Source organism: Bordetella tumbae (genome assembly GCF_965139195.1).
GTDB lineage: Bacteria > Pseudomonadota > Gammaproteobacteria > Burkholderiales > Burkholderiaceae_B > Bordetella_A > Bordetella_A tumbae.
Window position 1 is genome coordinate 26,367 of sequence record NZ_CBCSJH010000023.1, and the last position, 23,557, is coordinate 49,923.

Annotated in this window: 23 protein-coding genes and 1 tRNA gene; 22 read left to right on the plus strand and 2 right to left on the minus strand. The window is 58.6% G+C overall.

Annotated elements, in window-relative coordinates; genetic code table 11:
- The first annotated feature begins 57 nt into the window (after nt 1-57).
- From ACNA0J_RS20190 to ACNA0J_RS20230, 9 genes are all read left to right on the plus strand, one after another.
- Nucleotides 58-1,032, plus strand: coding sequence for an alpha/beta hydrolase family protein (locus tag ACNA0J_RS20190; protein WP_415820654.1), 975 nt, complete (start codon nt 58-60; stop codon nt 1,030-1,032).
- A 182-nt stretch (nt 1,033-1,214) separates the two neighbouring features.
- Nucleotides 1,215-2,663 (plus strand): YifB family Mg chelatase-like AAA ATPase, encoded by a 1,449-nt coding sequence (locus ACNA0J_RS20195; RefSeq protein WP_415820655.1) that lies wholly within the window; start codon nt 1,215-1,217, stop codon nt 2,661-2,663.
- 274 nt (nt 2,664-2,937) lie between these two features.
- A complete protein-coding gene (gene rpmI, locus ACNA0J_RS20200) occupies nt 2,938-3,135 on the plus strand; it encodes a 50S ribosomal protein L35 (RefSeq protein WP_012249552.1) in 198 nt (65 codons plus the stop codon).
- Between the two features lie 15 nt (nt 3,136-3,150).
- Nucleotides 3,151-3,510 carry a 50S ribosomal protein L20 gene (rplT, locus tag ACNA0J_RS20205; RefSeq protein WP_415820656.1) on the plus strand — a complete coding sequence of 120 codons (360 nt, stop codon included), beginning with the start codon at nt 3,151-3,153 and terminating at the stop codon, nt 3,508-3,510.
- 280 nt (nt 3,511-3,790) lie between these two features.
- Entirely contained in the window at nt 3,791-4,813 is a 1,023-nt protein-coding gene (gene pheS / locus ACNA0J_RS20210) for a phenylalanine--tRNA ligase subunit alpha (RefSeq protein ID WP_415820658.1), read from the plus strand.
- Between the two features lie 13 nt (nt 4,814-4,826).
- The gene (gene pheT / locus ACNA0J_RS20215) at nt 4,827-7,244 is read left to right on the plus strand and encodes a phenylalanine--tRNA ligase subunit beta (RefSeq protein ID WP_415820660.1); all 2,418 of its coding nucleotides are present in this window, start codon (nt 4,827-4,829) and stop codon (nt 7,242-7,244) included.
- A 2-nt stretch (nt 7,245-7,246) separates the two neighbouring features.
- Nucleotides 7,247-7,588, plus strand: a complete 342-nt coding sequence (locus ACNA0J_RS20220) for an integration host factor subunit alpha (RefSeq protein ID WP_415820661.1) — start codon at nt 7,247-7,249, stop codon at nt 7,586-7,588.
- Nucleotides 7,589-7,645: 57 nt separating this feature from the next.
- On the plus strand, nt 7,646-8,083 hold the full coding sequence (locus tag ACNA0J_RS20225; RefSeq protein WP_415820662.1) for a MerR family transcriptional regulator: 438 nt from the start codon (nt 7,646-7,648) through the stop codon (nt 8,081-8,083).
- A 106-nt stretch (nt 8,084-8,189) separates the two neighbouring features.
- A tRNA-Pro gene (locus ACNA0J_RS20230) sits at nt 8,190-8,266 on the plus strand.
- Nucleotides 8,267-8,366: 100 nt separating this feature from the next.
- Here the strand turns inward: ACNA0J_RS20230 and ACNA0J_RS20235 are convergent.
- The gene (locus ACNA0J_RS20235; protein ID WP_415820663.1) at nt 8,367-9,125 is read right to left on the minus strand and encodes a GntR family transcriptional regulator; all 759 of its coding nucleotides are present in this window, start codon (nt 9,123-9,125) and stop codon (nt 8,367-8,369) included.
- 183 nt (nt 9,126-9,308) lie between these two features.
- On the opposite strand from ACNA0J_RS20235, the gene ACNA0J_RS20240 reads away from it, so the two are divergent.
- The 8 genes from ACNA0J_RS20240 (at nt 9,309) to ACNA0J_RS20275 (ending at nt 16,174) form a co-directional block, all read left to right on the plus strand.
- Nucleotides 9,309-9,653: an NIPSNAP family protein gene (locus tag ACNA0J_RS20240; RefSeq protein ID WP_415820664.1), complete on the plus strand. Its 345-nt coding sequence runs from the start codon at nt 9,309-9,311 to the stop codon at nt 9,651-9,653.
- Complete coding sequence (locus ACNA0J_RS20245; protein WP_415820665.1) at nt 9,653-10,630, plus strand: NAD(P)-dependent oxidoreductase; 978 nt, start codon at nt 9,653-9,655, stop codon at nt 10,628-10,630. Before ACNA0J_RS20240 ends, ACNA0J_RS20245 begins: the two co-directional genes overlap by 1 nt.
- Complete coding sequence (locus ACNA0J_RS20250) at nt 10,627-11,778, plus strand: mandelate racemase/muconate lactonizing enzyme family protein (protein ID WP_415820666.1); 1,152 nt, start codon at nt 10,627-10,629, stop codon at nt 11,776-11,778. Before ACNA0J_RS20245 ends, ACNA0J_RS20250 begins: the two co-directional genes overlap by 4 nt.
- 68 nt (nt 11,779-11,846) lie before the next feature.
- Entirely contained in the window at nt 11,847-12,956 is a 1,110-nt protein-coding gene (locus ACNA0J_RS20255; RefSeq protein WP_415820667.1) for an enolase C-terminal domain-like protein, read from the plus strand.
- Between the two features lie 40 nt (nt 12,957-12,996).
- Nucleotides 12,997-13,965 carry a Bug family tripartite tricarboxylate transporter substrate binding protein gene (locus ACNA0J_RS20260; RefSeq protein ID WP_415820668.1) on the plus strand — a complete coding sequence of 323 codons (969 nt, stop codon included), beginning with the start codon at nt 12,997-12,999 and terminating at the stop codon, nt 13,963-13,965.
- 249 nt (nt 13,966-14,214) lie between these two features.
- Nucleotides 14,215-15,216: a Bug family tripartite tricarboxylate transporter substrate binding protein gene (locus ACNA0J_RS20265; RefSeq protein WP_415820669.1), complete on the plus strand. Its 1,002-nt coding sequence runs from the start codon at nt 14,215-14,217 to the stop codon at nt 15,214-15,216.
- 47 nt (nt 15,217-15,263) lie between these two features.
- Nucleotides 15,264-15,518: a hypothetical protein gene (locus ACNA0J_RS20270; protein ID WP_415820670.1), complete on the plus strand. Its 255-nt coding sequence runs from the start codon at nt 15,264-15,266 to the stop codon at nt 15,516-15,518.
- 113 nt (nt 15,519-15,631) lie between these two features.
- Nucleotides 15,632-16,174, plus strand: coding sequence for a cytochrome b (locus ACNA0J_RS20275; protein WP_415820671.1), 543 nt, complete (start codon nt 15,632-15,634; stop codon nt 16,172-16,174).
- A 21-nt stretch (nt 16,175-16,195) separates the two neighbouring features.
- On the opposite strand, the gene ACNA0J_RS20280 is transcribed toward ACNA0J_RS20275, so the two are convergent.
- Entirely contained in the window at nt 16,196-16,957 is a 762-nt protein-coding gene (locus ACNA0J_RS20280) for an IclR family transcriptional regulator (protein WP_415820672.1), read from the minus strand.
- 172 nt (nt 16,958-17,129) lie between these two features.
- Here ACNA0J_RS20280 and ACNA0J_RS20285 point away from each other — a divergent pair, with 172 nt between their 5' ends.
- From ACNA0J_RS20285 to ACNA0J_RS20305, 5 genes are read left to right on the plus strand one after another with little or no spacing between them, the layout of a single operon-like run.
- The gene (locus ACNA0J_RS20285) at nt 17,130-18,452 is read left to right on the plus strand and encodes an ArgE/DapE family deacylase (RefSeq protein WP_415820673.1); all 1,323 of its coding nucleotides are present in this window, start codon (nt 17,130-17,132) and stop codon (nt 18,450-18,452) included.
- 37 nt (nt 18,453-18,489) lie between these two features.
- On the plus strand, nt 18,490-20,097 hold the full coding sequence (locus tag ACNA0J_RS20290; RefSeq protein WP_415820674.1) for an ABC transporter substrate-binding protein: 1,608 nt from the start codon (nt 18,490-18,492) through the stop codon (nt 20,095-20,097).
- The gene (locus tag ACNA0J_RS20295; protein WP_415820675.1) at nt 20,094-21,071 is read left to right on the plus strand and encodes an ABC transporter permease; all 978 of its coding nucleotides are present in this window, start codon (nt 20,094-20,096) and stop codon (nt 21,069-21,071) included. The genes ACNA0J_RS20290 and ACNA0J_RS20295 overlap by 4 nt, the downstream gene beginning before the upstream one ends.
- Complete coding sequence (locus tag ACNA0J_RS20300; protein ID WP_415820676.1) at nt 21,068-21,910, plus strand: ABC transporter permease; 843 nt, start codon at nt 21,068-21,070, stop codon at nt 21,908-21,910. The genes ACNA0J_RS20295 and ACNA0J_RS20300 overlap by 4 nt, the downstream gene beginning before the upstream one ends.
- Entirely contained in the window at nt 21,907-23,547 is a 1,641-nt protein-coding gene (locus ACNA0J_RS20305) for an ABC transporter ATP-binding protein (protein WP_415820677.1), read from the plus strand. The genes ACNA0J_RS20300 and ACNA0J_RS20305 overlap by 4 nt, the downstream gene beginning before the upstream one ends.
- Nucleotides 23,548-23,557: the final 10 nt, after the last annotated feature.

The following is a 23,557-nucleotide window of genomic DNA, read 5'->3' on the forward strand; positions in this document are numbered from 1 at the left end:
TCATCAACTAGTGCGGCACGGTGCCGCGCTGCGCACGAGGTAGGAGGCGAATCCGGTTTGAACCTGCGACACGTTTCAGATGCCGGGCATGCTCGCCGCCTTTGGCTGCGCGAAGGCCTGGCCTGCGTCTATATCAGCGACAGCACGTTGGACGAACCGCAGCCCGGCATACGTCGTGCAGTACTGGTCGTCCATGGCACCGAGCGCGACGGCCACCGTTATTGGCGAGCGTTGGACAGGGCCGCGCGTCTGGCGGGACGAGGCGTCCGCGATCAGACTTTGCTGGCGGCGCCTCAGTTCTACACGCGACGCGAAGCCCGTACGTGGGGCCTGGGTGCATCCACGTTGGCCTGGGCGCCGCAGGCCTGGAAACAGGGCGATGCGTCGCGCCACGGCACAGGTGTCAGCGCGTTTTCAGTGCTCGACGCCATGGTCCGGCGCCTGGCGTGCCGCGAACGCTTTCCCGATCTCGAACGCATCGTTATCGTGGGGCATTCGGCGGGAGCACAATTCGTGCAACGCCACGCGGCAGCGAGCTCCGTCCCCACCTTGGCCAGAGAGCAGGGCGTTGCGCTGCGCCACATCGTGGTGGGACCATCGTCGTATCTGTACCTCGACGCCGCCCGCCGCGGCCATGGGCCCGCTGGTGCATACGGCCAGCCATCCGGGCAGGCCTTGCTGCACTGCCTGGGTTACGACCACTACAAATACGGCTTGCAGCGGCCCAACGCCTACGTTGCCGGTATCGATCCAGACGAACTGCGCCGCAGTTATGCCGGCAAAGACGTCGTCTATCTGGTGGGGGAACACGACAACGATCCCAACGACCCGCACCTGGATCGCAGCGCTGCAGCCCTGTTGCAGGGCAGTGACCGGCGGGATCGCTGTCTCGCCTACCGGGACTATCTGGCGCATTTGTATGGCGGCCTGCCGCCCAGCCACGTGTTTGAGATAGTGCCGGGTCTGGGGCACGAGGGCGCTCGCATTTTGCGCTCGCCGATCGGCCTGCGCTGGTTGTTTGATTTGGATTGATGGCAGGACCCGGTTTCTCCGTTGAAATCCGGAACGCCATCCATCGACGCCGCCAATCAAACGAAGGCACTTTCTGCGCCAGAAAAAAGTGCCTGAAAAGCGTGACATTGCGATCACCATGGCACTGCCCAACCCGAGCGCATTTACGCATACTGGCCGTCGTTTTCACTTCAGACGCCGCCATGACTCTAGCCATCCTTGCCAGCCGCGCCTTGTCCGGCGCCGACGCGCCTGCCGTGCGTGTAGAAACGCATTTGGGCGTGGGCTTGCCGGCCTTTACCGTGGTGGGTCTGCCAGATACCGAGGTCCGCGAGAGCCGTGAGCGAGTGCGTGCCGCGATCATCAATAGCGGCTTTGAATTCCCGAATGGCCGTATCACCGTCAATCTGTCTCCCGCCGATCTGCCAAAGGCGTCAGCGCGTTTCGATCTGCCCATCGCATTGGGTGTGTTGCTGGCTTCCGGCCAAATCGCGGTGCCAGGTGCGCATGGCGATGCCGCGCCCCTGGCATTGGCGTTGGCTGTTGCCCGTGATCAGCCTGGCAGCACCATGATTCTGCCGACGGCCAGCGCGGCCATGGCGGCGTGGGTGCCGGATTTATCCGTGTTCTGCGCCGACACCCTGGCCGACGTGGCGGCACATTTGACAGGCAGCGCAACGCTATCGGCGGCACAGCCCAGTGCCTGGACTGAGGCGACCCGTCCGCCTTGCCTGTCCGATGTGCGTGGCCAGCCCATGGCCAGGCGGGCGCTGGAGGTCGCCGCGGCAGGCGGGCACAGCTTACTGATGGTCGGTCCGCCGGGCGCCGGCAAGAGCATGTTGGCGCAGCGCTTGCCTGGACTGCTGCCGCCACTTTCACGGGTGCAGGCATTGGAGGCCGCGGCATTGTCGAGCCTGGCAGGCACACCCGCCGCCGACCTGCCGGGCCAGCCGCCGTTTCGCGCGCCGCATCATGGGGCTTCAGCGGCCGCGTTGATTGGTGGCGGGGCTTACCCCAGGCCAGGCGAAATCAGCCTTGCCCACCACGGTGTCCTATTTCTCGACGAATTGCCCGAATTCAACCGCAGGTCGCTGGAGTCGCTGCGAGAGCCACTGGAGACGGGCAGGGTGGTCATCGCCCGGGCCAGGCATACCGTCGAGTACCCCGCGCATTTCCAACTCGTCGCGGCCATGAATCCCTGTCCCTGCGGCTGGCGTGGACACCCCAAACGCCCCTGCGCCTGTACCCCCGACCAGGTGGCCCGATATGTCGGCAGATTGTCTGGTCCCCTCGTTGTCCGGCTCGACTTGCTGATCGAGCTGCCGGCAACAGGCACAGATTGTCTCTCCTTGCCTGCGGGCGAACCTTCCGAGCCTGTGCGCGAACGTGTGGCCCGTTGCCGCGAGCGCCAGCAGCAGCGCCAGGGATGCACCAACGCCCAGCTCCACGGCCCGGACATCGATGCCCACTGCGAGCTGGACGCCGAGAGTCAGCATTTGTTGATCCAGGCCATACAACGTCTGCACGGTTCCGCCCGCGTCACCCATCGTGCGCTGCGTGTGGCTCGCACGGTCGCCGATCTGGACGAGCAACCTCGTATACAGGCGCGTCATGTCGCCGAGGCGCTACAGTATCGTTGTCGCCTACGATAGGTTTTCTGGCGTCTTTGTCCTGCGCCGGGTACCGCCGGATCGCTAATGAGGGACAGAATGTGCGCTCGGATTGAGCGCCGCCCTGAGCCGCGGGCGCGATCGAATTAGACAAAAATCCCAAAACCACCATATAATCAAAGGCTTTCCCGGATCTTTCGGGGGAAACCAGAAGTGGATCCAGGTTCGGCAAGCCTTGCCGTGCCGGCAGACGATGAGTCTGCCAGCCCGTCGAGCACCTGTGTGTCCATATTAAATTAACAACGTAGGAATCATCATGCCCAAGATGAAAACCAAGAAAAGCGCATCCAAGCGCTTTCAGGTTCGCGGCAGCGGATCGATCAAGCGTGGCCAGGCTTTCAAGCGCCACATCCTGACCAAGAAGACCACCAAGAACAAGCGCCAACTGCGCGGTTCGGCTGCGGTCCATGAAACCAACGTGGCTTCCGTGAAAGCCATGATGCCTTTCGCTTGATAAAGGAGATCTACTATGCCTCGCGTTAAACGCGGCGTTACTGCCCGTGCTCGTCACAAAAAAGTCATCTCCGCTGCTAAGGGTTACCGTGGCCGCCGCGGTAATGTATTCCGCATCGCCAAACAGGCGGTCATGCGTGCTGGCCAATACGCCTATCGCGATCGCCGCAACAAAAAGCGCACGTTCCGCGCCCTGTGGATCACCCGTATCAACGCCGCTGTGCGTGAGCAGGGTCTGAGCTACAGCGTGTTCATCGCCGGCCTGAAAAAGGCTTCGATCGAACTCGACCGCAAGGTTCTGGCCGATCTGGCTGTGCGCGACAAGGCTGGCTTTGCCGCCATCGTGCAACAGGCCAAGGCAGCGTTGGCTGCCTAACGTGCGCTGATCGCATCGCGCATCGCTGCAAACGGGGCTTTTTGGCCCCGTTTGCGTTTTGTCTGGGGCTGTTCTTAGACAAAACACCCCGAGTGGGGCAGCAAGCCTGCAGGTGCAGTATCGAGGCGGATACGCCCATCGAGCTCTACTTTTAGGCAAAATGCCTCTTGATCGAGGCTTAGTTGCGTTTTGCCGCCGGGCCGCCCCAAGGCAAAACAGCTCCCCCGGGGGCAGCAAGCCGCCAGGCGCGGCGTGGGGCGCATTTTATGGCACTGACTCCATGACTCTATTGGCTGAAGACCTGGTCTCCCAGGCCCAAGAACGATTCGCCGAGGCCACCGACGCCGCGGCTCTGGAAAATGCCAAAGCGCGTTTTCTGGGCAAAGAGGGCGCACTGACCGCGTTGCTCAAGGGTTTGGGTAAGCTCGACCCCGAGCAAAAACGCGAAATGGGCGGTCGCATCAATCAAGCCAAACAGCAGATCGAAGCCCTGCTGAACCAGCGTCGTGCTGAACTGGCTCAGGCCGAGCTCGATGCTCGCCTTGCTTCTGAAACCATCGATGTCACCTTGCCCGGCCGTGGCCGTTCAATGGGGGGCATACATCCTGTGGCTCGCAGTTGGGAACGCGTCGAAGAAATCTTCCGCTCCATCGGTTTCGACGTGGCCGACGGCCCCGAAATCGAAAACGACTGGACCAACTTCACGGCACTGAACAACCCCCTGGATCATCCCGCGCGATCCATGCAGGACACGTTCTACGTCGATCTGCAAGACGGTGATGGTTTGCCGCTGTTGCTGCGCACGCACACCAGCCCCATGCAGGTGCGCTATGCCCGCATGAACAAGCCTCCCATCAAGGTCATCGCCCCGGGCCGTACGTACCGCGTCGACAGCGACGCCACGCACTCGCCCATGTTCCACCAGGTCGAGGGCCTCTGGATCGCCGAGGACATCTCCTTTGCCGACCTGAAAGGCGTCTACACCGATTTCCTGCGCCGCTTTTTCGAGAGCGACGATCTGGTCGTGCGATTCCGCCCGTCGTTCTTCCCGTTCACCGAGCCTTCGGCCGAGATCGACATGATGTTCACGTCGGGCCCCAACCGTGGCCGCTGGCTGGAAATCTCTGGCTCGGGCCAAGTGCACCCGCAAGTCGTGCGCAACTTCGGCCTGGATCCCGAGCGTTACATCGGCTTTGCGTTCGGCTCCGGCCTCGAGCGCTTGACGATGTTGCGCTACGGCGTCAACGACCTGCGCCAATTCTACGAAGGCGACCTGCGCTTCCTGCGCCAGTTCAACGTATAACCGACGGCTGATCATGCAATTTCCTGAATCTTGGCTACGTGCCCTGGTTAACCCCGCGATCACTACCGACGAACTGGCCCATCGGCTCACCATGGCCGGCCTGGAAGTCGAAGAAACCACCACCGCTGCGCCGCCTTTCACCGGCGTGGTCGTTGCGCACATCGTCTCGATCGCGCCGCATCCCGACGCCGACAAGCTGCGTGTCTGCCAGGTTGACGACGGCTCGGGCGAGCTGCTGCAGATCGTATGCGGTGCCCCCAATGCCGCCCAAGGCCTCACCGTGCCCCTGGCCCGTGTCGGCGCCGAACTGCCCGGCGGCATGAAAATCGGTGTCGCCAAAATGCGCGGCGTGCCGTCCGCCGGCATGCTGTGTTCCGCTCGCGAACTGGGCCTGTCCCAGGATCACGCCGGCCTGCTCGAGTTGCCCGGCGACTTGACCCCGGGCCAGTCGATCCGCGAGGCATTGGACCTGGACGACACGCTCTTTACCCTGAAACTCACGCCCAACCGTGCCGATTGCCTGTCGATCCTCGGCGTCGCACGCGAGGTCGCGGCCCTGACCGGCGCTCCGCTGTCGGTCCCCACCGCGGTCGCCGTGCCGGTCACCTTGCAGGATCGCCTGCCCGTGACCGTGTCCGCGCCGGACCTGTGCGGCCGTTTCGCAGGCCGGGTGATCCGCGACGTCAATGCCCGTGCCGCGACGCCCGCCTGGATGAAAAACCGCCTCGAGCGGGCAGGGCAGCGTTCGATCTCGGCGCTGGTGGATATCTCCAACTACGTCATGCTCGAGCTGGGCCGTCCGTCCCACGTCTTTGACCTGGACAAGATCGGCGGCGATATCGACGTACGTTGGGCACGCGAGGGCGAGACCCTCGAATTGCTCAACGGCCAAACCGTCGAGCTCAACCCCAAAGTCGGCGTCGTCGTGGCGGGTGACCAGGTTGAAAGCCTGGCCGGCATCATGGGCGGCGAGGCGACCTCCGTCACGCTGGATACGACCAACATCTATCTCGAGGCCGCGTTCTGGTGGCCCGAGGCCATCGCTGGTCGCGCACGCCGCTACAAGTTCAGCTCCGAGGCCAGCCATCGTTTCGAACGCGGTGTCGACTACGCCAGCATTCCCGAGCATCTGGAATTCATCTCGCGCCTGATCATCGACATCTGCGGCGGTCAGGCCGGCCCCGCAGACGACCAGATCGTCAATCTGCCCACGCGCCAACCCGTACGCATGCGCCTGTCGCGCTGCCATCGCGTGTTGGGCGTCCCCGTGCCTCAAGCCGAAGTCGCGCAGATTTTCAATAGCCTCGGTCTGCAGTTCCAGGTCGAAGGCGACGACTTCATTGTCGAGCCGCCTTCGTATCGCTTCGATCTCGAGATCGAAGAAGACCTCATCGAAGAGGTCGCACGCATCTACGGTTTCGAGCGCCTGCCCGATGTGCCGCCTATCGCGCGCGCGCAGATGTTTTCGCAGCCCGAACAGCGCCGCGGCCCGCATACGCTGCGTCGCATGGCTGCGGCCCAAGACTACCAAGAGGTCGTCAATTACAGCTTCGTCGAGGCCGATTGGGAACGTGACTACGCAGGCAACAACGAGCCTGTGCGCCTGCTCAACCCGATCGCCAGCCATCTGTCGGTCATGCGTTCCAGTCTGATCGCGGGTCTGGTCGCCAACATCCGCTACAACGCCAATCGCAAACAATCACGCGTGCGCGTCTTTGAGCTGGGCCGCGTATTCCTGCGCGACTCGGCGCACCAGGACGGTCCGCTCGATGTGGCCGGTGTACGCCAGCCCTTGCGCCTGTCGGGCGCAGCCTGGGGCCCGGCCGTCGAGGAACAGTGGGGCACGCCGACTCGTCAGGTCGATTTCTACGACGTCAAAATGGACGTAGAGGCCTTGTTCGGTGCGCGTGCCAGCGAATTGCGCTTCGAGGCTGTCACGCATCCCGCATTGCATCCCGGCCGTAGCGCTCGCATCGATCTTGATGGCCAGCCTGTGGGTTGGATCGGTGAATTGCACCCCCGTTGGGCGCAACAGGCCGACCTGGCGCATGCCCCCGTCGTGTTCGAACTCGACGTCCAGGCGCTGTCGCAGGGGCAATTGCCCCAGGTGCGCGAGCTATCGCGTCAGCCTGTCGTCGTTCGCGACTTGGCGTTGTGGGTCGATTTGCCCGTCAGCGCCCAGGCGATGCTGGACACCGTTGCCGCAACCATCGCAGCAGATGCTACATTGGCTGTGGTGCAAGACACGCGCCTGTTCGATGTATGGCGCGACAAGCCCCAAGACGGCAAGCCTGTCACCGAGAAAAGTCTTGCTTTCCGTTTCTGGCTACAAGACACTGAAGTCACGCTGGACGAAGCCCGTGTTGCCGACTGCCTGGCCCGCATCACTCAGGCGCTCATCGGTGCACACGGCGCGCGTCAACGCACTTGATCATGGGAACCTCTATGCTTGCTGAGCCGCGTACCTTGACCAAAGCCGAACTCGCCGAACTGCTGTTCGAGCGAGTCGGCCTGAACAAGCGCGAAGCCAAAGACATCGTCGATACATTCTTCGAGGAAATCCGCGACGCCCTGGCTCGCGGAGACGCCGTCAAGCTATCGGGATTTGGCAATTTTCAGGTGCGCAACAAACCTCCCCGTCCTGGGCGCAACCCCAAGACGGGCGAGACGATCCCCATCGCCGCACGGCGCGTGGTTACGTTTCACGCCAGTCAAAAATTGAAAAGCGTGGTCGAACAGACCGAGCCGGCGGATGCGGACTCCAACGAGGAGTGATACGCTTTGTCGGCAATTGTTATCGGCTTAACGTCCATCACGGCATAAAATCAATCCATGACTCGTCCCGAACCCACCGTTGCGCTTCCGCCCATTCCCGCCAAACGCTACTTCACCATCGGTGAGGTCAGCGATCTATGTCTCGTCAAGCCTCACGTGCTGCGTTACTGGGAACAGGAATTCACGCAACTCAGTCCGGTAAAGCGTCGTGGCAACCGCCGCTATTACCAGCACCACGAAGTCCTGCTGATACGCCGTATCCGTTCCTTGCTGTACGAACAAGGCTTCACGATCAGCGGTGCGCGCAATCGTCTCGGCGATACCCGCGATACACCACATGATCAAGACGCGGCAGTGCGGTTGAGTGGGGCAGAGCTCCAGTCGTTGCGTACCGAGTTGGGCAACATCTCAACCATGCTGGCAGAGGCGTTGAATTCCTCATCGGGTGGCGCTGCAGCAACCGCGTCAAGCGGGCAATCAGGTGGGCACGCCTGAGGTCTTATCTGTATCGCAAAGCACTAAAAAAATTTCGCATTTTTCCTAAAAAAAAGCCTGCATTTCGATGCAGGCTTTTTTTATCTCTGCTATACTCTTTTTCTTTCGGGGCGTAGCGCAGCCTGGTAGCGCACTTGCATGGGGTGCAAGGGGTCGCGAGTTCGAATCCCGCCGTCCCGACCAGCAATACCGAGGGCCTACAGAGTTTTCTCTGTAGGCCCTTTTCGGTTTGTGGNGCTGCTAAGCAGCGCCTTCAGGTTACCGTCGTTGCTCAGCCACCGCTCTATGGCTGAATCAGAAGCTGGCGCCCATTAGGCGGCAGATACACGTGTTGTAAGTAGATAGCGTCCCCGCGCGCATCGTGCGCGACAATCTCCATCAGTGCACCTGTTGTGCCCGCGGGCTGCTTGATTGCTTTGCAGATAGCGTCGGGAAACGCACAGATCCGCATTTTTTGTGTGTAGCTGCTCGTCGGCTGGTGATAGCGGCGGGAAATGAGATCCTTGAAGCTGACGCCGGTAAGTGCCTTGGTGTCCACTTGATTCAACTCGGGAAATCGACGGCCACAGAAATAAATCTGCACATAGGCGTCAAATTCCTTATTGATTGAAAATATCCGGTCTATGCAGATCAAGCGGTCACTGCTCAACCAGGCGTCCCATGGGCCGGCCGTGTTGACCGCAAAGCGCCGAACCACCTTGGTGTAGATCGGCAACAAGCCCTCTGCGCTATCGTCAAGAAAACGGAAATGCTGAAAAGGTCCACCAAGAGGTGCTTGCTTCTCAGCCACGAAAGTGCCTGAACCATGACGCCGCAGTAGCCGGCCTTCTTCTACCAGCATGCGCAATGATCGCTGAACTGTACCTAAGCTCAGTCCGGACATCTCTGCAAGCACATCCTCCGCCGGAAGCTTATCGCCGGGTACCCATCGGCCCTCATCAATGGCTGAAATCAACGCGTCTCTCAGTTGCAGGTACTTGGGAAGTCCGTTGACACCTGTTAGATGCAGGAGAGGGGGTGGGGTATGAGCGGATGCAGTCATAGGCTTAGTTTATCCGGGAGCTGGATGTTAAGGCACGTCTCGGCAGTTCAAAAAAACCGCTTGACACACAGATCAAGAGTACTAGAATTCTAGTCCTATATAGGACTATAGCTATAGTATTTAAATCGAGCTGTTCGATTTTCCTGGCCGGATCGTGGCACCCACTTATTGAGAGGTTTATCGATGATTGTCGAGGAACGCATCTACACCTGTTATTGCGCCAAGGCGGCGCAGTACGTTGCGATGTATCAGGCGGAAGGTCTTGCAATACAGCGCCCGATACTCGGGCACCTGGTGGGGTATTTCACCTCCGACATGGGTGAGTTGAATCAGGTCGTGCATCTATGGGCTTATGAGAGCTTTGAGGACCGTGGCGCGCGGCGCGCGCGGCTCTTGGCCGATCCAGCCTGGAAAGCCTACGCGGCCAAAGTGCAGCCGTTGGTCATGACTCAGCAAAACAAAATCTTGATACCGGCCGACTTCTCGCCATGGGCGGACGGTCCGGCCCACCTCTCAGGAGCACAGTGATGAACGTCTTATGTACGCTCCCCATGCACCCGGCGGGTATTGCGTTATTAGCAGGCCACGCTGACATCACCGTCATGCCCGACACATCGGGTGATGCCTTTGCCAGGTTATTGCCGCATGCTGACTTTTTGGTTGTGCGCACCAAGCTGCCGTCTGGAGTCTTCGTCCATGGCGACCGTCTGAAAGGCGTGATACGACATGGCACGGGACTTGATTTCATACCGGTTGCCGAAGCTTCCGTCTTGGGTATCCCGGTCGCAAATGTTCCGGGTGCTAATGCCCAAGCCGTCGCGGAATACTGCATTTCCAGCATGTTGAGTTTGGCGCGTGGGGTCGATCGCATAGGCCGGTGCTTTCGAGAGCGAGGTTGGGAGGCCGGTAGAAGGCTCACCGCAGGCGCAGCAGAGATCGCCGGAAAAACGGTAGGGATCATCGGCTTGGGAACTGTGGGCCAAAAATTAGCGCGCCTCTGTCATTTCGGATTCGACATGCGTGTGTTGGGCCATCAGCCGACCTATGCGGGCGTCCCTGATTACATCGTGCCGGCGACGCTGGAGGCATTACTCGGCGAAAGTGACTTTGTCGTGCTGTGTTGTCCACTGACCGACCAGACTAAAGGCCTTTTAAACGCCGAGCGGTTGGGGCGGATGCGGGCCGAGGCGGTGTTGGTCAACGCCGCACGGGGCCCTATTGTGGATGAAGAGGCGCTGATGGATGCGCTGCGTGCCCGGCGGATTAAAGGCGCGGCACTGGATGTCTATGGGCAGCAACCGTTGGCGTCCGATCATGCGCTGCTTGATGTCGATAACGCATTGCTCACCCCGCACATCGCTGGCCTGACCGAAGAAAGCACAGCGAGCATGAGTATCGGTACGGCGCGGCAGATTCTGCAACTGATGCGCGGAGATCGCCCCGACCACCTCGTGAATCCGGATATCTGGGAGCGCCGGCGAAAAATGGCGGAGACACTGGCATGAGTATCCCTGACGAATTGCGTATTGTCGACGTTCAAGCGTTTCCGACTTCTTTTCCGGTGACGGCGGGCGTGACACTGGGGATTGGCCGGGCAGTCAAACGGGATTGTGTCATTGTGAAGGTGACGACCGAGAACGGATTGGTCGGGTGGGGCGAGTCGCACCATGGACGTTGTCCCGGGGCGATCGGACAGTTGATCAAGACCACCCTACGCCAATTGGTGTGCGGTATGTCTGCGACAGATGTCGTGGGGGTATGGTCACGTATACATCAGCGCCAGTTGGCCAGTCACGGAATGGGCACAGCGGCCGCTTTGGCCATGAGTGGACTCGATATGGCCCTATGGGATATCCGTGGCAAGGCGGTGGGATGGCCGCTATACCGATTGCTGGGTGGTTCGGCGCGGGCGATTGCGGCCTATGCAGGAGGCATTTCTCTGGGATTTCAACCTCCACAGCAATTGGTGGATGAGGTCTCCAATCTAGTAGGGCAGGGCTATCGCGCCATCAAATTGCGCTTTGGCGACACGGTGTCACGTGATATAGAGCGGCTCAGTGCGGTACGGCAGGCTTTTGGCGCCGACATTGGCATTATGGTCGATGCCAATGTGAACTACACCTTGGATGATGTACGCAATGTGGCTGCGGCCCTGAGTGATCACAAGGTGTTGTGGCTAGAGGAACCCTTTGCGCCTCAGGACTACCGTGCTTATCGCGAGGCACGGCAGTTGGTCTCGGTGCCCTTAGCTGCCGGTGAAAATCACTACACGCGCTTTGAGTTCAATCGATTGATCGAAGACGAGGCGGTAGGGATTCTGCAGCCGGACCTGTCCAAGACCGGGGGTTTGACCGAGGGCTTGCGAATCGCGGCCTTGGCTTCGGCGTGGAAATTGCCAATTTGCCCTCACACCTCTGCCAGCGGATTGAACATGGCAGCCAGTATTCACCTCCTGGCTTCAATCGATAACGGCGGCTATTTCGAGGCAGACGTTGCGCGCGAAAACCTGTTTCGCGATCAGCTGACCTCTCGCCCCGATCTGCTTGACCAGGACGGATGTGTTTATCCCAGTGACAAGCCGGGCTTGGGCGTAGAGGTGGATGAATCATTTTTGCTGGCTCATCCCGTCATTGAGGGCCCAGCCTATGTGTAATTGCCACGCCGCATAGTTCGATTTCCGGCCATTGGCCGGCCCCACTTTACCCAACACGAGAGGAAACAATGAAAATAACGGACGTTTCGCTTACGCTGTTTGCCTGGAACGATATTCCGCCGACCAGTTATGCCGCCCATACGGGAAAATTCGCCGGATCCAGCAAAATCGGATTGCTGGAGATTAAAACGGACGAAGGTGTCACGGGCCACGCGTTTCTAGGATCTGCCTACTACGGCGCTGATCTCGACGGCCCGAACTTGATCAAGTATTTGAAGCCCATCTTGATGGGGCAGGATCCATTGGATCGTGAGCGGCTGTTTCATGCGCTCTGGCGTCGTTCGCGTACCACGACGGTACGCACCATCGGTGCTTGCGATGTTGCCTTGTGGGACATCGCGGGCAAGGTTGCCAATTTACCCATCCATCGCCTGCTCGGTTCCTATCGGGATAAGGTCAAGGCATACGCCAGCTCGATGATTCTGGATTCGCCACAGGCCTATGCAGAGGAGGCGCAACACTATCAGTCGTTGAACTGGGCCGCCTACAAAATTCATCCACCACATCCTTGGCAGGAAGACATCAAAGTCTGCGAGGCGGTTCGCAAAGCCGTCGGTGACGACTACCTCGTCATGTTGGATGCAGCCTGGAGTTATCAATACCCCGAAGCCGTGCGCGTTGGGCGCGCGATTCAGGACTTGAACTACTACTGGTACGAAGATCCTTTGCATGATGCTGACATTTACAACTATGTAAAACTAAAACAGCAGGTACACATCCCGATCATGGCGACAGAGTTTCCCGCTGTGGGGTTGGATGCTTATGCGCCATGGGTGTTGCAGAGCGCTACGGATTTTCTGCGTGGTGATGTCGCATTGAAGGGCGGCATCACCAACATGATGAAGACCGCGCACCTGGCTGAATCGTTCCGGATGAATTACGAAGTTCACCATGGCGGGAATTCACTGAACAACGTGGCAGGTCTGCACGTCATCATGGCACTGAAGAACACGGAGTTCTTCGAGGTGCTGCTGCCTGACGGGGCGCAGAAATACGGTCTCGCAACGGACATCGAGGCAGATGCCGACGGATATGTGTATGCACCCACCGGGCCCGGGCTAGGGGCCGATATTGATTTCGCGCTTATCGAAAGAATGAAGGTCGCTGTACTGAGCTGATACGCGCCATACGTAGTGTGTAAAACCTCGAGGAGACAACATGAAAAAAAATACGATGCGATACGTGGCGGGATTGCTATGTCTGGCGCTGTCCGCGTCTGTTTTGGCCGCGGACAGTTTCCCTGATCGGCGTATCAATATTGTCGTGCCGTTCGCTCCGGGCGGCAGTACCGATATTGTGACGAGAATCCTGGCCAGCAAGCTGACTGGCGAGTTAAATCAGCCGGTTGTCGTGGAAAACAAGGCCGGTGCCAGTGGCAATATCGCAGGTGACTATGTGGCACGCTCTGCGCCGGACGGCTACATCCTGTTCATGGGCACCAGTACATCTATCGCCAACATCTCGCTATTTAAAACGCTGCCGTTCGATATCGAAAAGGATTTCATCCCAATCTCGCAGATTGTGCACACGCCATTGGTACTGATTGCCAATAAGTCACTCGCGGAAAATAGTATCGAGGACTTGGTCAAGTATGCCAAAGCCAATCCTGGCAAACTGAACTATGGTTCGGGCGGGTCGGGGACGTCGCAACATCTGGCGGGCGTGATGTTCGAGCAGATGGCTGGTGTGAAGATGACTCATGTTCCCTATAAGGGCGCCGCTCCGGCGGTGACGGATCTAGTGGGCGGAAACATCCAGATCATGTTTGCACCGTTGATCGATGCGCTTTCGTTCATTCGCAGCGGCAAGGTGAAAGCCCTGGGGCTTACGACGTCAAAGCCGGCGCCTCAGGTCCCCGATGTGCCGCCGATTGCGACGGTCTTTCCAGGGTTCGACGTGGGGACCTGGAATGGAATCTTCGCTCCGGCGGGGACACCTCCAGCGGTGGTTGATACCCTGTCTAAGGCGATCGTCAAGGCGGTATCGAATCCTGAGACCAAAAAATTGATCGAAGACCAAGGCTCGGAGCCGGTCGGCAGCACCTCCGCTCAATTTCAGGCGTTCTTGAAAGACGAAGTCGTGCTGTGGAAGCGGTTGGTCCAAGCGTCGGGCGCCCGCGTGGACTAAGCGCTACCTGCCGCTCGTATTGCCGTCCCGGCAAAGCAGAGTCTGACCAACGGTGTCGAACGTTTACTCCTGTCTGTTGAGCGATGGAAGTGCTCAACAGACGATCAATAATTGTGATCCATCGATGCCAAAATTCTATTTGAAGGATTAACGAATTGATTTCTACTATCTCAACTCCGGCATCCTGATCCTTTCGGTTTCTGTCATGGGATGCGTCTATTACCGATACCAAAAAAAGGAGACAGCACCATGCAGAACCCATCACGCCGCCAACTGTTGCAGGCTGGGGTTACGGCGATGTTCGGGCTGGTTGCATCGCCAGTTCTGGCGAGGTCCTCTGACACAGCACTACCAAAGGGGCCTATTAACCTGGTGGTCCCTTTTGCCGCAGGAGGAGCCACCGATGTGGTTTCCCGTCTCGTGACGCAACGACTCGGGGATCGTATCCAACGCACCGTGGTGGTGGAGAATTTATCCGGAGGTGGCGGCGCAATCGGTGCGGCGAAAGTGGCCCGTGCTACGCCTGACGGCCATACCTTATTGATGGGCACCATCGCTACGCATGTGATCAATCCGCTGTCTATGGGGCAGCAGTTGCCATACCGTGCTCAGACCGATTTCACGCCCGTGTCGCTGGTCGTCACAGTGCCCAACGTGCTGCTAGTAAACAAGTCGGTCAAAGCCAACAACGTACGAGAGTTGATCGCCTTGATAAAGGCGCATCCGAATCAGTTCAGCTATGGCTCGTCGGGCGTGGGAACACCGCCGCATCTGTCTGGCGAGCTGTTCAAATCGATGATGGGATTGCAGATGGCCCACGTGCCGTACAAGGGCGGCGGCCCGGCAATGACCGATCTCATCGCAGGCCATATTCCGATTCTGTTCGACGTATTGAGCGGCGCAGCCTCGCATATACGCGCAGGTTCGGTACGCGCGCTCGCGGTGACCACGAGCGAGAGGGTAGCGTCTTTTCCTGATTTGCCCACGATGGCGGAATCCGGGGTGCCCGGCTACGAGACATGGACATGGAACGCGGTATTCGGCCCCGCCGGTATGCCGCGTCCTATGGTCGACGCCCTGAGCGGTGCTTTGCATGAGGTGGTCGCACAGCCGGATGTGCAGGCCCAGCTCAAGGACCTGAGCGCCACACCCGTCGGTTCAACGCCTGACGCATTGACGCAACTGGTCGATTCTGAGACTCAAAAATGGCGGACTGTAATTCAATCGATCGGTGGCCTGAATAAGAGCTGACAGATTTGCTATGCTTGGCGGCATAGCTACTTGGAGCCGCCAGCATCATGCCTATCCATCGTTTAGCCTCATCGCGAGTCCCGCTGGCGATAATGAGTGCGTTGCTAGCCTCATGCGCCAATACCGCGTTCGAGCCTCCCGAGGTACGAGGTGAATCGCCGCCGGAATACACCTATACCGCAAAGGACGGCGATACCGTACATGTTGCGCCGAAACCCCGGCTGACAATTCAGTCGGGTGAGGGTGAAAGACTAAATCTCCCATGGTTCGTGAGGGATACCCAGAACTGGATCAACGAGTAGTTACTGCGTTCAGAAGTCAGGGGTTTGTAAGCTGTCCCTATTTACGCTAGGGGCTTCGGATTTTCTCCATTCACTACCAGCGAGCGTGCGACGTGGCGACTTCAGCAACTACCTTGAACGACCCGAAAACCTGTCACTATGATCGTTTGACGATCTTCTTTCATTGGGCGACGGTATTTTTGGTGGTGGGGCTTTTTGCCTTGGCAGAAATCTGGGAATTTCTGCCCAAAGGCACGCCGGTGCGGCGCCTGTTGCAATGGCTCCATATTTCTTTTGGTTTGCTGTTTGCAGTCGTGTTCGTGCTGCGCATGCTGTGGCGAGTGTCGCTGGGCCGGCGCTTGCCGCCTGCCTCGAGCGGCCTGATGCAAAGCGCCGCGGCGACTGTGCATGGCGTGTTCTATTTGTTGCTGGCTGCGCAGATTGTGTTGGGGTTTTTGTTTCGCTGGGCCCAGGGCGAGTCTTTTACGTTCTTTGGGCTGTTCTCCATCCCCACATTGATTGCGATCGATCATGAACAGCGCCAGTTCATTGGTGGCCTGCACTACTACGTGGCCTGGACCATTATTGTGTTGACGGTCGGGCACGCACTCTCGGCGCTGTTCCATCACTATGTGCTGCGCGATGGGGTGTTGCGCCGAATGACTTCCAGTCGGTAGATTCGGCGCTTATCGCCGGTCTCATTGCTTACTCAGCGCCTGTGCCGCATTGATGACCAAAGGCCCATAGCGTTGGGCGAAATCCTCTGGCTTCCATTGCGACAGCAGGCCGTAAATGTGAATCGCCGCGATGGGATGACCCGCGAGGTCCAGCACAGCCGACGACACGGCGAGTTCACCCAGCAACGATTCTTGTACGGTCATGGCAAAACCGTCTTGACGGGCCTGTGAGATTTTTTTCCAAATGGCGCGCGGCTCGGTGAGGGTATGCGGCGTGGCGGCCACAAGGTCGGAACGCGTCAAGATGTCATCGACCTGCTCGTCGGGCAAGTGCGCCATGATGGCGCGGCCCGCGCATGCTCGGTACATCGGCATAGTGCGTCCGACCAAGGTCGCGAAATAGTAGCGGCGCCGAGTTTGCCGACGCAGTGCGTACACAATGTTCAGATCATTGGGCAGGCTCAGGTCCACCCCTTCGCCGGACTCTTGCTGCAGTTCGATCAACACCGGATTGGCACGCTCGATCAACGGGTTGCCGCGCAGATAGTCGAACGTCCGGTGCAGGATTTTCTTGCCCAATGTGTAGCCGCGTTGGTTGGGGCCACGTTCGAGATAGCCCAATGCCACCAATGTATGCAGCATACGCAACGTCGAGTTGCGATCCAGATTTGAAATCTCCACCAGCTCGTTCAAGCTCAATATGCCGGGTTTTACGCTGAACGCTTCAAGGATGTCGAATGCCTTGGCCACGGACTGATTGAATCGAGTATCCACACTGCTCATTATTTGCCTCCTGCTGACACGGTAGCGATTGTCGTACCACTGCCGATGTTAGGGAAATCTCTCATTCCAAAGATCTTGCCCGGTTTTATATACGATCCTAAGATGTCATTAATAGGCACGTAAGTATCAATATTTGATACTTGTATTTTACCGACAAAATCATGGAGGTGAAATGAACGAAGTCCAGGCGCAAAAGTTGTCCGCACAGGACATCGAAGCAGCAGTCGACCGGTTGGAGCACTACATGACCGACACCTTGTCGCGTTTCGTGCAATGTCGCAGCCTGCCAGGCCAGGAGATCCCCGCTGCCGAGTTCCTCGAGATCGAATTGGCAGCGCTCGGACTGCAAAGCGAGCGCATCGCGCTGCGTACCGAAGACATCGAGGGATTGCCCCTCTATTCGCCGGCTTGCTGCCCAGATGGCGGGCGTTTCAATGTGCTGGCATGCCATGAACCGGCGAACAATATTGGGCGGTCCGTGCTTTTCAACGGCCACTTGGATGTCGTTCCCACGGGACCGGAGCATCTCTGGGCAGAGTCGCCGTTTAAAGGCAGCCTGCATGACGGCTGGCTCTATGGCCGAGGCGCGGGAGACATGAAGGCGGGCATCGTGTGTTCGCTGGCTGCATTCAAAGCACTCCAGGATCTAGGCATGCAACCCGCCGCGCTCGTCGGCTTTAACGGCGTGCTCGAAGAAGAAAACACCGGCAATGGCACGCTGGCCACGATATCTGCGCTGAAAAGCGCGGTGGGCGTCGCCAAACTCAGCTCGTTCGACGCGGTGTTGATTCCTGAGCCCACGCAGGAAGCCCTGATGTCGGCTCAGGTGGGCGTGTTCTGGATGTATGTAGATATCATCGGCAAGCCGGCTCACGCGTCTCTGATGACGACGGGAATCAATCCAGTGGATCTGGGCATGCGCGTCGTGGATGCGGTCAAGAAAATCGAGCATGAATGGAATCTGCCCGAGAATCGTCATCCTGCATATCGAGATCACGCGCACCCGATCAACTTTAATCTCGGCCAGATCCATGCCGGCGATTGGAACTCGTCGGTGCCCAGTGTCTGCACGCTGGGCTTGCGCTTGTCGTGCTATCCAGACATGCATGTCGAAACGGCGAAGGCGCGTATCGAGGCGTGCGTACGCCAAGTCGAACAAGAGGTGGCACAGCCCGACACCCAGTTCATCATTCGCTACGAAGGTTTTCATGCGCCTGGGTGCGAATATGACCTGGCCGTGCCAGCATTGCGCCTGTTGGCAGATTTGCACCGGCAGGTAGCGGGGGAGTTGCCTGAATCGGTAGCATCGACCGGCACGACTGACGGCCGGCATTTCCATTTCATGGCGGATGTGCCGGTCACTTGCTATGGACCGGTCTCGCGCAACTATCACGGGTTCAATGAAAGCGTCAGCGTGCAGAGCATGCTGCGCGTTGCCAAGACGTTTGCGCTCTTTCTAAACGAGTGGTGCGGGGTCGAACCCAAGCGCAGTTGATGCTTTCCGTTAATCCACGTGTTTCATGGAGAACAGGATGAAACTGGTCAGTCAGGTCCGTCGGGCCATTGTCAAATGCGGGTTTGCGTTAGCCGCTGCCGCTATGCTGGTACAACTGCCCGCGCACGCCGCCGAAACGCCGCAGTCCGGTGGCGTACTCACGGCAATTTTGCATCCGGAGCCGCCCAGCCTCATCCTGGCACTCCAGCAGGTTGCTGGGACGCAGATGGTCGGTGGCAAGATTTTCGAGAGCCTGTTGACCTATTCGTTTGATCTGAAGCCATTGCCCAGCCTCGCTAAATCCTGGGAAATTTCCGACGACAAGCTGACGTATACCTTCCATTTGCAGCAAGGTGTGACCTGGCATGATGGCCAGCCGTTTTCTTCGGCAGACGTCGTGTTTTCGTATGAAAAAGTGTTGTCCCAGACACCACGTACCCGTGGCCTGATGCAAAACGTCGAATCGATCACGGCGCCCGATGCGAACACGGTGGTATTCAAGTTAAAGGAACCCTACGCCGCGTTCCTGTATGGACTTGATATCGGTGGCGGTGCCATTTTGCCCAAGCATCTATACGACGTGGACACGCCCATCGGCCAAAACCCGAATAACGCGCATCCGATCGGCACAGGTCCCTTCAAGTTCAAGAAATGGGAACGTGGTTCGTATGTGGAGCTGGTCAAGAACGAGCATTACTGGAAAGCCGGTCGCCCGTACCTGGACGGTATTACTTATCGTGTGATTCCCGACGCCGCCTCGCGCCGATTGGCCATCGAGCAGGGCACGGTGATGCAAGCCTGGCTGCAAGACCTGGAGCCGATGGATGTGCCGCGTGTGGCGAAGCTGCCCAACATGACCCATACCAACAAGGGCTACGAATACTGGTCAACCATGCAATGGATCGAGTTGAACAACGCGAAAGCACCGTTCAACGACAAGCGTTTTCGCCAGGCATTGATGTATGCGATCAACCGTAAGTTCATCGCGGAAAAGATCATGGTTGGCCAGGGGATACCCGCCACGGGTCCGATCCACCACAACACGCGCTTCTATGATTCGAATGTCAAGAAGTACGACTACGATCCCAAGAAGGCCATTGCTCTGCTCGATGAAATGGGCTTGAAACCGAACGGCGATGGCGTGCGGGTCACCGTCAGCATGATTCCGCTGCCTTATGGCGAGATGCCGCGGCGGGTGGCCGAATACATCAAACAGAATTTGTCCAAGGTCGGTATCGCGTTGAACCTCGAGAGCACTGACGTAGGCGGATGGGTGTCGCGTGTCGGCAACTGGGACTACGACATGGCGGGCAACGGCGTCTTTCAGTATGCCGATCCCGCCATCGGCGTGGCGCGCACCTATGTGGGTACCAACATACGCAAGGGCGTGATGTTCAGCAACACGTCCCAGTACAACAACCCGAAGGTCGACGAGTTGTTCAACCTCGCCGCAAAAGCCGGCGACGATGCGCAGCGGCAGCAGTATTACTCCGAGGTGCAAAAAATTCTGGTCGAGGACGTACCGCTGGTATGGCTGGTGGACACCAATTACGGCACAGTCTTGAACAAGCGCGTGCATGACGCCATCACTACAGGCCTGGGCGTAGTCGACACCTACAGCGATGCCTGGTTGTCGAAAGAATGAGCAAGATCGCCGCATTCCTGGGCAGGCGCGTGGTCAAGAGTCTCTTGGTGCTCTTCATGATCGCCATATTCAATTTCTTTCTCGTTCGGGCCGCACCGGGAGATCCTGCCGAGATTCTGGCAGGGCAGTCCGGGGCAGCCGACGCGGAATACATCGAAAAGCTGCGCCAGGATTTTGGACTGGACAAGCCCTTGGTGGTACAGCTCGGGTCTTATCTCAAAGACGTGGCTACGTTTGACCTGGGCTATTCCCATCGGCAGCAAACCCCCGTATCAACACTGATCCTGGCGCATTTACCCGCAACCCTGGTGCTGGCGCTGACGTCGTTTGCATTCGCGCTTCTTGCCGGAGTCGGGCTGGGCATCCAGGCCGCATTACGCGTGGGCAAGTGGGGCGATACCATCATCACGACGTTTGCCATGCTGGCCTACGCTACACCGATATTTTGGGTGGGGTTGATGCTGGTGCTGGTGTTTTCGGTACAACTGCAGTGGCTGCCTTCCTTTGGCTACGAGAGCGTGGGTGCCAATCTGACGGGGCTAGCACGTGTCGCAGACATTGCGCGCCACTTGATCCTGCCGACGATCACGCTGGGTATGTTTTACATGGCGGTGTATGCACGCTTGACCCGCGCGTCCATGCTGGAGATTCGCCAGCTCGATTTTGTGAAGACGGCGCGTGCCAAGGGGCTCGCGGAACGCACGGTGATTACGCGCCACGTCTTGCGCAATGCCTTGCTGCCCATCATCACTTATGCGGGCATCCAGGCGGGGCACCTGATAGGCGGGTCTTTGCTTGTTGAAACCGTGTTCGCCTGGCCGGGCATAGGGCGATTGGCGTTCGATGCCCTGGTGCAACGCGACTACAGCGTGTTGCTCGGTGTGTTCTTCGTTGCATCCATTGTCGTCGTAGCTGTCAATCTGCTGACCGACATTCTCTACACGATCGTCGATCCCAGGATAGAGCTGAAATGAAGAGCTTCTTTCGCGCATTTTGCCGCAACAAGGGCGGCCTGATGGGCTTGGCTGTCCTGGCACTGGTCAGCCTGCTAGCCGTTTGCGCCAGCTGGATATTTCCCGACAGCCCATGGGACATGGTCAACGCGCCGTATATGCCTCCCTTGTCCGAGGATGCTCTATTGGGTACCGATACCCTGGGCCGTGACATCGCCAGCGGCATTGCCTATGGCGCCCGGGTCACATTGGTGCTGGCGTTGATCTCCACAGCGGTGTCGGTCCTGGTCGGCATCACAGTCGGGGCTATCGCTGGTTTCTACGGTGGCAAAGTCGATCAAGTCATCGTCGGATTCATTGAGCTGTTCCAGACGATTCCAGGGTTTTTCCTGGCTGTCGTGCTGGTGGCTATTTTGACCCCCAGCATCGGCACGGTGATCTTTGCGATTGCGCTCGTATCCTGGCCACCGCTGGCGCGGCTAGTCCGTGCCGAATTCATGAGTATGAAACACCGCGAATTTGTCGAGGCAGCAGTCCTGAGTGGTCAGTCCAACACGCGCATCATCCTGACCCAGATACTGCCCAACAGCTTGTCGCCCGTCATCGTGTCCGGCTCGTTGATGGTCGCCAGCGCAATCTTGCTGGAGTCGGCGCTGAGTTTTCTGGGACTGGGTGATCCCAACACCATGACATGGGGGTACATCATCGGGGCATCGCGCAGCGTATTGCGCGATGCGTGGTGGATGAGTGTATTTCCAGGGGTCGCCATCCTGATGACGGTGCTGGCTTTCAATTTGGTGGGTGAGGCGCTCAACGACGCGCTCAATCCCAAACTGGCGCGTAAAAGGGCCGGCTCATGACAGCGTTACTGGAAATCCGCGATCTGTCTATTTCTGTCGTGCAGAATGGACCCTCGACGCACGTCGTGAAGGGCGTGTCCTATACCGTTAACCGAAACGAAATCCTGTGCGTGGTCGGTGAATCAGGTTCAGGAAAATCCGTGACCGCGCACGCCATGATGGGGCTGTTGCCCGATGGCGAATTGCAGGTCGATTCGGGCAGCATTCTTTATCGCGGCCGCGAACTGGTTGGATTGACGCCGAAAGACTGGTACGGCTTGCGAGGCAAGTCATTTGGCATGGTGTTTCAGGAGCCTATGACGGCACTGAACCCCATCATGCGTATCGGCCGTCAGGTAGACGAAGTACTCGAACGCCATACCGATCTATCTGTCGAGGCGCGCCGCACCAGGATATTGCAACTGTTTCGCGACGTCATGCTGCCCGAGCCTGAGAAGTTGATGAATGCCTATCCATTCCAGTTGTCAGGCGGCCAGCGCCAGCGTGCGGTGATCGCGATGGCACTGGCGATGGAGCCGGATATTCTCATCGCCGATGAGCCCACCACGGCGCTGGATGTCACCACGCAGGCCCAGATTCTGGCCATGATCAAAGACATCCAGGCGCGGATGGGCATAGGCGTGATTTTTATCACCCATGATTTTGGCGTCGTTGCGGAGATCGCTGATCGAATCGTGGTGATGCGGCAGGGCCAGGTGGTAGAGCAGGGCGCATCCGACGACATCCTGAACCGGCCGCAAGCCGCCTATACCCGCCAGTTGATTGCTGCTGTTCCGCATAAACCTCTGGGCAAAGCGGAGGCAGCCGTGGCGCCGCCGCTGATGGTGATCGATCAATTGCGCAAGACCTTTCGTTCGGACAAGGGACGGCAGGTACTGGCGCTGGACGATATCTCTCTGACGATTCAGCAAGGCGAGACAGTGGGGCTGGTCGGTGAGTCCGGATCGGGCAAGTCCACCCTGGGCCGCACGCTCACTGGCTTGATTACTCCTGACAGCGGCAGCGTGAAGATCGACGGGAGAGAACTCGTGGGCCTATCTGCCCGCCAATGGCGCGAGCATCGGCGCCAGATCCAGATGGTTTTTCAGGATCCGTATGCCTCATTGAATCCGCGCCATCGCATCGTCGATGCCGTGGCGCAAGGTCCTATCGCATTTGGCGAGTCACGGCGCAAAGCGTTGGCCAACGCGCGTGAACTACTTGAACTCGTAGGCCTGGGGGGGGATGCCGGCGATCGCTATCCACACCAGTTTTCAGGCGGGCAGCGACAACGAGTGGGTATTGCCCGCGCATTGGCGTTACGCCCTCGGCTGCTCGTGGCCGACGAGGCGGTATCGGCGCTGGATGTGTCCATTCAGGCACAAGTGCTGGAGCTGCTCAAGACCGTCAGCGGACAGTTCGATCTGTCAGTCTTGTTTATTACCCATGATTTGCGTGTCGCCGCCGAGATTTGCGACCGCATTGCGGTGATGCGTCAGGGCGAGCTGGTCGAGCAAGGGCGGGCCATCGATATTTTCTATCGTCCGCAGCACGCATACACGCGTCGATTGATCGACTCCATCCCCGGTAAACAGTGGTCCAAGCCGGATCTCTCCCGAGCCGGCTCTTCAGAGGAACCTACAGCATATGCAACATGACGAGTATGAA

Coding starts and splice junctions, on each gene's coding strand:
- ACNA0J_RS20235 (WP_415820663.1), bottom strand. CDS start 9,125: ATGACTGCATCCGCTCATACCCCACCCCCTCTCCTGCATCTAACAGGT.
- ACNA0J_RS20285 (WP_415820673.1), top strand. CDS start 17,130: ATGAACGAAGTCCAGGCGCAAAAGTTGTCCGCACAGGACATCGAAGCA.
- ACNA0J_RS20305 (WP_415820677.1), top strand. CDS start 21,907: ATGACAGCGTTACTGGAAATCCGCGATCTGTCTATTTCTGTCGTGCAG.
- ACNA0J_RS20255 (WP_415820667.1), top strand. CDS start 11,847: ATGAAAATAACGGACGTTTCGCTTACGCTGTTTGCCTGGAACGATATT.
- ACNA0J_RS20265 (WP_415820669.1), top strand. CDS start 14,215: ATGCAGAACCCATCACGCCGCCAACTGTTGCAGGCTGGGGTTACGGCG.
- pheS (WP_415820658.1), top strand. CDS start 3,791: ATGACTCTATTGGCTGAAGACCTGGTCTCCCAGGCCCAAGAACGATTC.
- rplT (WP_415820656.1), top strand. CDS start 3,151: ATGCCTCGCGTTAAACGCGGCGTTACTGCCCGTGCTCGTCACAAAAAA.
- ACNA0J_RS20195 (WP_415820655.1), top strand. CDS start 1,215: ATGACTCTAGCCATCCTTGCCAGCCGCGCCTTGTCCGGCGCCGACGCG.
- ACNA0J_RS20280 (WP_415820672.1), bottom strand. CDS start 16,957: ATGAGCAGTGTGGATACTCGATTCAATCAGTCCGTGGCCAAGGCATTC.
- pheT (WP_415820660.1), top strand. CDS start 4,827: ATGCAATTTCCTGAATCTTGGCTACGTGCCCTGGTTAACCCCGCGATC.
- ACNA0J_RS20260 (WP_415820668.1), top strand. CDS start 12,997: ATGAAAAAAAATACGATGCGATACGTGGCGGGATTGCTATGTCTGGCG.
- ACNA0J_RS20300 (WP_415820676.1), top strand. CDS start 21,068: ATGAAGAGCTTCTTTCGCGCATTTTGCCGCAACAAGGGCGGCCTGATG.
- rpmI (WP_012249552.1), top strand. CDS start 2,938: ATGCCCAAGATGAAAACCAAGAAAAGCGCATCCAAGCGCTTTCAGGTT.
- ACNA0J_RS20225 (WP_415820662.1), top strand. CDS start 7,646: ATGACTCGTCCCGAACCCACCGTTGCGCTTCCGCCCATTCCCGCCAAA.
- ACNA0J_RS20290 (WP_415820674.1), top strand. CDS start 18,490: ATGAAACTGGTCAGTCAGGTCCGTCGGGCCATTGTCAAATGCGGGTTT.
- ACNA0J_RS20240 (WP_415820664.1), top strand. CDS start 9,309: ATGATTGTCGAGGAACGCATCTACACCTGTTATTGCGCCAAGGCGGCG.
- ACNA0J_RS20250 (WP_415820666.1), top strand. CDS start 10,627: ATGAGTATCCCTGACGAATTGCGTATTGTCGACGTTCAAGCGTTTCCG.
- ACNA0J_RS20295 (WP_415820675.1), top strand. CDS start 20,094: ATGAGCAAGATCGCCGCATTCCTGGGCAGGCGCGTGGTCAAGAGTCTC.
- ACNA0J_RS20220 (WP_415820661.1), top strand. CDS start 7,247: ATGGGAACCTCTATGCTTGCTGAGCCGCGTACCTTGACCAAAGCCGAA.
- ACNA0J_RS20270 (WP_415820670.1), top strand. CDS start 15,264: ATGCCTATCCATCGTTTAGCCTCATCGCGAGTCCCGCTGGCGATAATG.
- ACNA0J_RS20245 (WP_415820665.1), top strand. CDS start 9,653: ATGAACGTCTTATGTACGCTCCCCATGCACCCGGCGGGTATTGCGTTA.